Here is a 7442-nt window from a genome sequence, read left to right on the forward strand (position 1 = left end):
TTGAACACCGCCAGTGTGCCAAATACATCAAGCTTATCATGAGAGATAGCCGGTAAAAACAAAGCGAAAATGCGGGCCACAGTCAGAACCCGGCTGGCAGTGATTATTTGGGTGCGTACGTCGTCGTATTTCCTCCACTTGCAGGTAATAAGCCTGGCACGGAAGGAATAGCAGATTTCGCTAACTGTTGAAAAAGTGAAGGAGATTCACCCAGCTGATATTCATAAATATAGCGATAGGCCATCACCGCTTTTACATAATTTCGTGTTTCTTTGTAAGGGATGGTTTCAATCCAGATATCCGTATCGATGGTACGATTTTCCGGTAACCATTGCATTACCCTTTGCCAACCTGCGTTGTACGACGCAGACACAAGCACAGGATCATCCCCCATCTTATCCATTAAATAGCGTAAGTACTGGACGCCATAAGTCACATTTTGATTGGCATCGTACAACTCACTGGTTGATACTTTCTTTTTCGCAATATAACGGGCCGTACCCGGCATTAGTTGCATCAACCCTCGTGCACCACTTGGCGACACGGCATCAACCATAAACGAACTCTCACGCCGTGCTATGGCCATGGCAAAAGCAGGCTGAATATCATAAACACTGCCCAATGTAGAAAATTGTTCGGCATAGGCTAATGGAAAACGCTTCTCGATATCGTCCATGAAGCCACTTTGGGTAAAGCTGATAATGGCCTGATCAAACCATCCCCACTCGCTGGCCAACAACGCCGCATCTTTTATTTGTGTTGGTGCCAATGAGCGGAGTAAATAACGCCACTCCCGTCGCGCGTCAACTAATCGATTGAGTGCCAGAAACTCCTTGGCGCGCTGCGCCGCTGGACGTTGACTTATCATGGTTAACGCCTTCTCATCTCTTGGCGCAGATTGATGTTTAATGGTGGGAGGCTGCGCCAGTTTTGCACTGGCCATAAAACCATAAAAATGCCGTTCTTGCGATAAGCTTTGGTACAAAGCCTGGGCCTCATCTTCCATCCCTAACGCCGCTAAACTACGGGCCCGCCAGTAACGGAAGCTATCCTGTTGTTGTACCGAAGCTGGTGCATCAGCAATCAATGCCAATACCGCTTTCCACTGCCTATGTTTTAACAAATACGCCATGTGCCAGCGTTTAACGTCGCTTTTCGCCCCAGCCACATCAGCACGCTGTAACCATTCGTTGGCCTGTGGTTTATCATCAATGGCGAGACTCAGCGCAATGGCTCTGTGAATAGTGAGTCTTTGTACTTGATTAAATATATTCTTAGGTTGCCACAGATGGTATGCGCGGATCGCCGATTCTGGATCTTTCCAAGCTAATTTTTCAACACCATAAGCCAGAATTTTTGCTTCTATATCCGGCTGTGTTAAGGGAAATTTGGATTTTTTAAGTGCCCACTGTGGCGCGCCCTTGATACCTAACCAAAGAGCAGGCAAGTATTGCTGTGCCTCGGGTAATTTGGTTTTAAGGTAAGACACCAGCATAGAATTGCCTGCCAGCGCGGCTTTTTCAATACGTTGCAGTATATGATCTGAGGTCATTAAACCGGCCTTTTGCCACTGTTTAAAAACAGGATCACACTCATCCGGTTGCGAATGACCGCTTAACCAAATTGGCGTCACTTTTTCCAGCCAGTATTGAGGTCGTTTAGCATCTTGCAATTGATATTCAAGATACTGGCAGGTTATGGTGGCTCCCATGCCATCGCGATAATTAGCTAAAAATGCTTTTTTCTGATCATGCTTAGCTAAATAGCGTAGCCATCGACCTCGTAAACCATAAGTAAAAGGCTGATTGTTATAGGTAAGCAAAAATTCTTCGATGGCATTGCGATGGGCTAAATCCATCCGCTGGTCGAGTTGCTGACGGACAAGATAGGGATGCAAGGGATAATCAGACAGGGCGGCAACATCATCTTCCAGACTATCCACCGTTTCTCTACTGGCACGGCCAAGCTGCTTTTCAAGCTCAAGAAATTGGGCACGCTGAGACTCCAGTAGCGGCGCGCTGTCTTCCTCATTTTGCGCTATTGCAGACGCAACCAGTACACCCCAGAAAAACGCACCGGAACACAAGAACAACAAAAGACACTTAAGGCGGGTTACCGCAAAAATATGCATATGAACCATCCAGCCAAAAAAAAAGGACAGAGGTGAAGCCAACAGGGGGAAACGTAAAACCCACTAAACGATTTGTGCTGGCGAACACCTGCTTCTCTTACCATTATACAAACTAACTGTGGTAATTCGACCTTGAATTACGTGATTGCATCGCCATTTACTAAAAAAATGTAAACGGTTGTTTGAATTTTTATTGAAATTTTTCGTAGCATTGTCAGAATCAATGCCACACTAACATGTCAGATGAAGATACCGTAGTGCAATTTTTGCTACTTTTTTCTGACTTCCCCGCCATTGCCGAAGGAGACGAAAATGATATACGAAGGCAAAAATCTGACCGTTACGTTGTCAGATGATGGTGTTGCTGAACTGATTTTTAATGCGAAAGGTTCAGTTAACAAATTTGATCGTGAAACCGTCAATGAACTTGATGAAGCCACGGCCGCCCTATCTGCTCACGGCGATGTCACTGCTGTCATAGTAAGTAGTGGCAAATCGACATTCATTGTGGGTGCAGACATTACTGAGTTCACAGCCCTGTTTGCAGAACCTGAAGAACAAATACTGGAATGGACACGTAACACCTCTAAGGTATTTGACCGATTTGAAGATTTACCCTTCCCTACCATTGCCGCAGTCAACGGTTTTGCACTAGGCGGCGGTTGCGAAATGGCGCTAGCCTGTGATTTTAGGGTGGCAGACACCACCGCCTCTATTGGTTTGCCTGAAATAAAATTAGGTCTTATGCCTGGTTTTGGTGGCACAGTTCGATTGCCAAGGCTTATTGGTGCAGATAACGCGTTGGAATGGATGACTACCGGCAAGAACAACACCGGCCCACAAGCACTCAGTGTCGGTGCCGTTGATGCGGTGGTTGCCCCTGAAAAACTGTTGGAAGCAGCAAGAAGCATGGTGAAAGATGCCATCGCGGGCAACCTAAACTGGCAAAGCCGCAGAGAAAGTAAAAAAGGGCCTCTGAAGCTGAATAAAAACGAAGCGACCATGAGCTTTTCTACCGCCCAAGCCATGGTTGCCGCCAAAGCGGGCAAGCACTACCCTGCACCACACATGATGGTGGAAACAGTAAAAAATGCGTCACGTCTTGATCGTGACGGCGCGTTAAAATTAGAAAATGAAGGCTTTGTAAAACTCGCTAAAAGCGATGCTGCAAAAGCGCAAGTAGGCATATTCCTAGCCGACCAACAGGTAAAAAGCAAAGCCAAAAAACTGGCAAAAGCTGCCACCAAATCGGTGAAATTAAATGCGGTTTTGGGTGCCGGGATCATGGGCGGTGGTATCGCCTATCAAAGTGCATCGAAAGGCCTTCCCGTGGTCATGAAAGACATCAATGAAGAAGCCTTACAGTTAGGCCTGAATGAGGCCGCGAAAATACTGAACAAAGGCATGCAACGAGGCAAGGTGGACGGCAAAAAAATGGCAGCAACATTAAATGCCATTACCCCAACACTTGAATACAGCGCCATGAAAGACTGTGATGTGGTCATTGAAGCGGTGGTTGAAAACCCTAAAGTGAAGGGAATTGTTATTAAGGAAACCGAGGAAGTAGTCAGCGATGACACGATTATTTGCTCGAATACTTCGACCATTTCAATTAATCAACTGGCTAAGAGCCTCGACAAACCTGAGCGCTTCTGTGGCATGCACTTTTTTAACCCTGTGCATCGTATGCCCTTGGTTGAAATTATTCGAGGCGAAAATACCTCTGAAGAAACCATTAATACCGTTGTTGCCACCGCCCTTACCATGGGGAAAACCCCCATTGTGGTAAACGATTGCCCTGGATTTTTGGTAAATCGTGTGCTGTTCCCCTACTTTGCTGGCTTTAGTAAGTTGGTGCTAGATGGTGCCGATTTTGTCAACGTTGATAAAGTAATGGAAAAAGATTTCGGCTGGCCGATGGGCCCGGCTTATTTGCTTGATGTGGTAGGCATGGACACCGCTGATCACGCTGCAGGCGTTATGGCAGAAGGCATTCCCGAGCGTATGCAGAAGGTAAGTAATGATCCGGTAACCTTGCTATATGAAGCGTCTCGACTAGGACAGAAAAACGGCAAAGGTTTTTATAATTTTGGTACTGACAAGCGTGGTCGCCCCACCAAAAACGCTGCCGAAGAAGCTTACGCCTTAATTACCCCTCATAGCGCAGAAAGCCAAACATTTAGCAAAGATGAAGTTATTGCAAGGCTGATGATCCCCATGGCCAATGAGGCGATTCGTTGCTTAGAAGAAGGGATTGTTGCCAGCGCCGCCGAAGCGGATATGGCTTTATTGTATGGGCTAGGATTCCCGGCTTTCCGCGGTGGAATTTTCCGTTATATCGAAACAATGGGACTCGCAGCATTTGTTGAACTGGCCGACAAATACGCGCATTTAGGCCCCATTTATCAGATTTCCGATGGTGTTCGCCAAATGGCCGCCGAAGGCAAATCTTATTTCGCATAACGACCCAAGGAGAAGAAAATGAAAGAAGTAGTCATTGTTGACGCAATTCGTACGCCCATGGGTCGCTCCAAGGGCGGGATATTTCGCAATGTGCGTGCTGAAAGCCTTACCGCACATTTGATGAATGCGTTGTTAGAACGAAACCCGAACCTAGATCCTACAGAAATTGAAGACATTATCTGGGGCTGTGTGCAACAAACGAAGGAACAGGGCTTTAATATTGCCCGTAATGCCCAATTGTTGACGAACATTCCCCGCTCTACGGGAGCGGTAACCGTAAACCGCTTGTGCGGCTCGTCAATGCAAGCCCTGCACGATGCAACTAGCGGCATCATGACAGGACGCGGAGACGTTTACCTGATTGGTGGTGTGGAGCACATGGGCCACGTTCCCATGACCTTTAATGTGGATTTCCATCCAGAACTAGCAAAATATACCGCAAAAGCATCGGGAAATATGGGGATGACAGCGGAATTGCTGGGTCGTCAAAATGGTATCACTCGAGAAATGCAGGATGCCTTCGGTGCGCGTTCACACCAACTGGCACATAAAGCCCACCTTGAAGGACGCTGGAATAATGAAATTGTTCCTGTGGAGGGTCACGATGCAGACGGTGTGTTAAAACGCATTGATGCCGATGAAGTAATTCGCCCAGAAACCACCGTGGAGACCCTTGCGGGATTGCGCCCCGTGTTTGACCCGGTTAACGGCACGGTGACTGCGGGTACGGCCTCCGCTATTTCTGATGGGGCATCGGCCATGCTGGTAATGTCTGCCGACAAAGCCAAGGCGTTAGGGCTCACCCCTCGCGCTAAGATCCGCAGTATGGCGGTAGCGGGTTGTGATGCGGCCATTATGGGTTATGGCCCAGTGCCTGCAACACAAAAAGCACTAAAACGGGCTGGCCTCACTATGGATGACATTGAAATCGCCGAATTCAACGAAGCTTTTGCCGCACAAGCATTAAGCTGTATTAAGCAATTGGGTTGGCTGGATAAATACGATGAGAAAGTAAATCTGAACGGTGGGGCTATTGCACTTGGCCATCCTTTAGGATGCTCTGGCTCTCGTATCAGTACGACCTTACTAAACCTTATGGAAAGCAAAGACAAGACCCTTGGTTTAGCAACCATGTGTATTGGTCTTGGCCAAGGCATAGCTACGGTGTTTGAACGGGTTTAGCTAGCTTCATTTGGTGTTAATTTTAAAAGGGCCTTTGGCCCTTTTTTGTTTACTCATTTTAGTACCCGGGAAAGTGGACTTACAACGCCTTGGGCTCCTTGTTGCAGCACATGGGTATAAATTTGAGTGGTTTTTACATCAGCATGACCTAACTGTGTTTGCACCGTTCGAATATCAGCCCCCGCTTGTAATAGATGCGTGGCAAATGAATGACGTAATGTATGGGGTGTTACCTTCTTTTTGATATGACACGCTTTTGCTGTATTTCTTATAGCTTTTTGAATACTCGACTCATCGATGTGATGCCGACGTATTTGTTTATTTTCAGGATCTACGGATAAACGCGCAGAAGGAAAAAGGTATTGCCACCCAAGTTCTTTGGGCGCATTGGGGTATTTCACGCGTAAACGGTGCGGTAAATAGACGCCACTGTACTTAGGGTTGTTTAAATCAGCAGCCAGATAACTTTCAACTAGGCTTATTTGCCGTGTTAGCCCAGGTTTAAGCTCACAAGCCAAAGTAACCACTCGATGCTTACCCCCTTTGCCGTCCCAAATACGAATGGCGTTATAATCAAAATCGATATCCTTAACACGTAAACGGACCGCTTCCATCAGCCGCAAACCACTTCCATACAACAAAGAAACAGGGAGTTTCAAATGAGCGGGGATCTGTGTCAAAAGTGACGCAACCTCGTCTTGCGTTAAGACAACGGGGAGTTTGGCCTGACGTCGACTTGCAACGAAATTCAAATCTAAAGATAGAGGGCTTTCTAACACGTCGCGATAGAGAAACGCCAATGCGTTTAGTGCGCTGGCTTGGGTTGCCGGTGCCACATCCTTTGTGTTCACTAAATAAGAGAGGAACAACTCGACTTCTTTGTCTCCCATCTCTGCTGGATGGGTATTTTTATTAAAGCGTATATAGCTGACGATCCAGCGACAATAAAGCTCGATAGTGCGCTTAGCATACCGACGATTTCGCATATGCTGGACCACCATCTGCATAAACATAGACCTCATATTGCTTACATCTCTTACTGTAAATACATTCAGTCTTACGCAGATTTTTAACGCAGTAAAATAAAAAGGAAACATTCCGTACTTAGATACAGGATATTCAGATACAAAGTGTAGGATGTTGATATATGTGAAGTTACGTGCCAAAGTTAGAGTATGATTAAACGGATATATGGAAATATTCCGTGTTGCATAAAGGATTATTTCCGTACATTAAATTGTTATGTGTCAACGGGAAACGAATGACCAGGGAAGAAAATAAAAATGAAAGCACTCTGGCGAGAGCTGTGGCAGCAGCCTGCGCGACTGGATTGACTTGTGTGACAATGGAATTTCTAGACTTATTAAATCTATCCGAGGATACAGGCTTGTTTCTTCTTCAGGCACTACTTTTCGGGTGCATTTTTACGGTATTCAATTTCTTTAGTTCTCGCTTTTTCAAATGGCTATACTCTTAATTTGGCTGGCTATGGTTTTGATAGAATAATGACACATAACAAGCCGTTTAACGAAAACGCCAGTAAACTGCACTGGCTCGGACTCGCAAACTACGCTCGCTCGTTAACGGAACGTTATACGCTAGGAGTTTAAATGGAACTTAACCAAGTTACGTTACCAGTAAAAGATTTGGATATTGCTGCTAACTT

At 46.1% G+C, this 7442-nt stretch carries 4 protein-coding genes; 2 read left to right on the forward strand and 2 right to left on the reverse strand.

Translation table 11 applies throughout. From position 1 onward, the window contains the following. Positions 1 to 103: 103 nt before the first annotated feature. Positions 104 to 2131 carry a transglycosylase SLT domain-containing protein gene (locus tag V5298_RS08770; RefSeq protein WP_332931082.1) on the reverse strand — a complete coding sequence of 676 codons (2028 nt, stop codon included), beginning with the start codon at positions 2129 to 2131 and terminating at the stop codon, positions 104 to 106. Between the two features lie 312 nt (positions 2132 to 2443). On the opposite strand from V5298_RS08770, the gene fadB reads away from it, so the two are divergent. Both fadB and fadA read left to right on the forward strand, forming a co-directional pair. After that, complete coding sequence (gene fadB / locus V5298_RS08775) at positions 2444 to 4594, forward strand: fatty acid oxidation complex subunit alpha FadB (protein WP_332931083.1); 2151 nt, start codon at positions 2444 to 2446, stop codon at positions 4592 to 4594. Positions 4595 to 4612: 18 nt separating this feature from the next. Beyond that, entirely contained in the window at positions 4613 to 5776 is a 1164-nt protein-coding gene (gene fadA, locus V5298_RS08780) for an acetyl-CoA C-acyltransferase FadA (protein ID WP_332931084.1), read from the forward strand. Positions 5777 to 5829: 53 nt separating this feature from the next. On the opposite strand, the gene V5298_RS08785 is transcribed toward fadA, so the two are convergent. Then, positions 5830 to 6798, reverse strand: coding sequence for an integron integrase (locus V5298_RS08785; RefSeq protein WP_332931085.1), 969 nt, complete (start codon positions 6796 to 6798; stop codon positions 5830 to 5832). Between the last annotated feature and the right edge of the window lie 644 nt (positions 6799 to 7442).

Origin of the sequence: Alteromonas sp. 14N.309.X.WAT.G.H12 (assembly GCF_036697315.1) — a bacterium.
Lineage (GTDB): Bacteria > Pseudomonadota > Gammaproteobacteria > Enterobacterales > Alteromonadaceae > Alteromonas.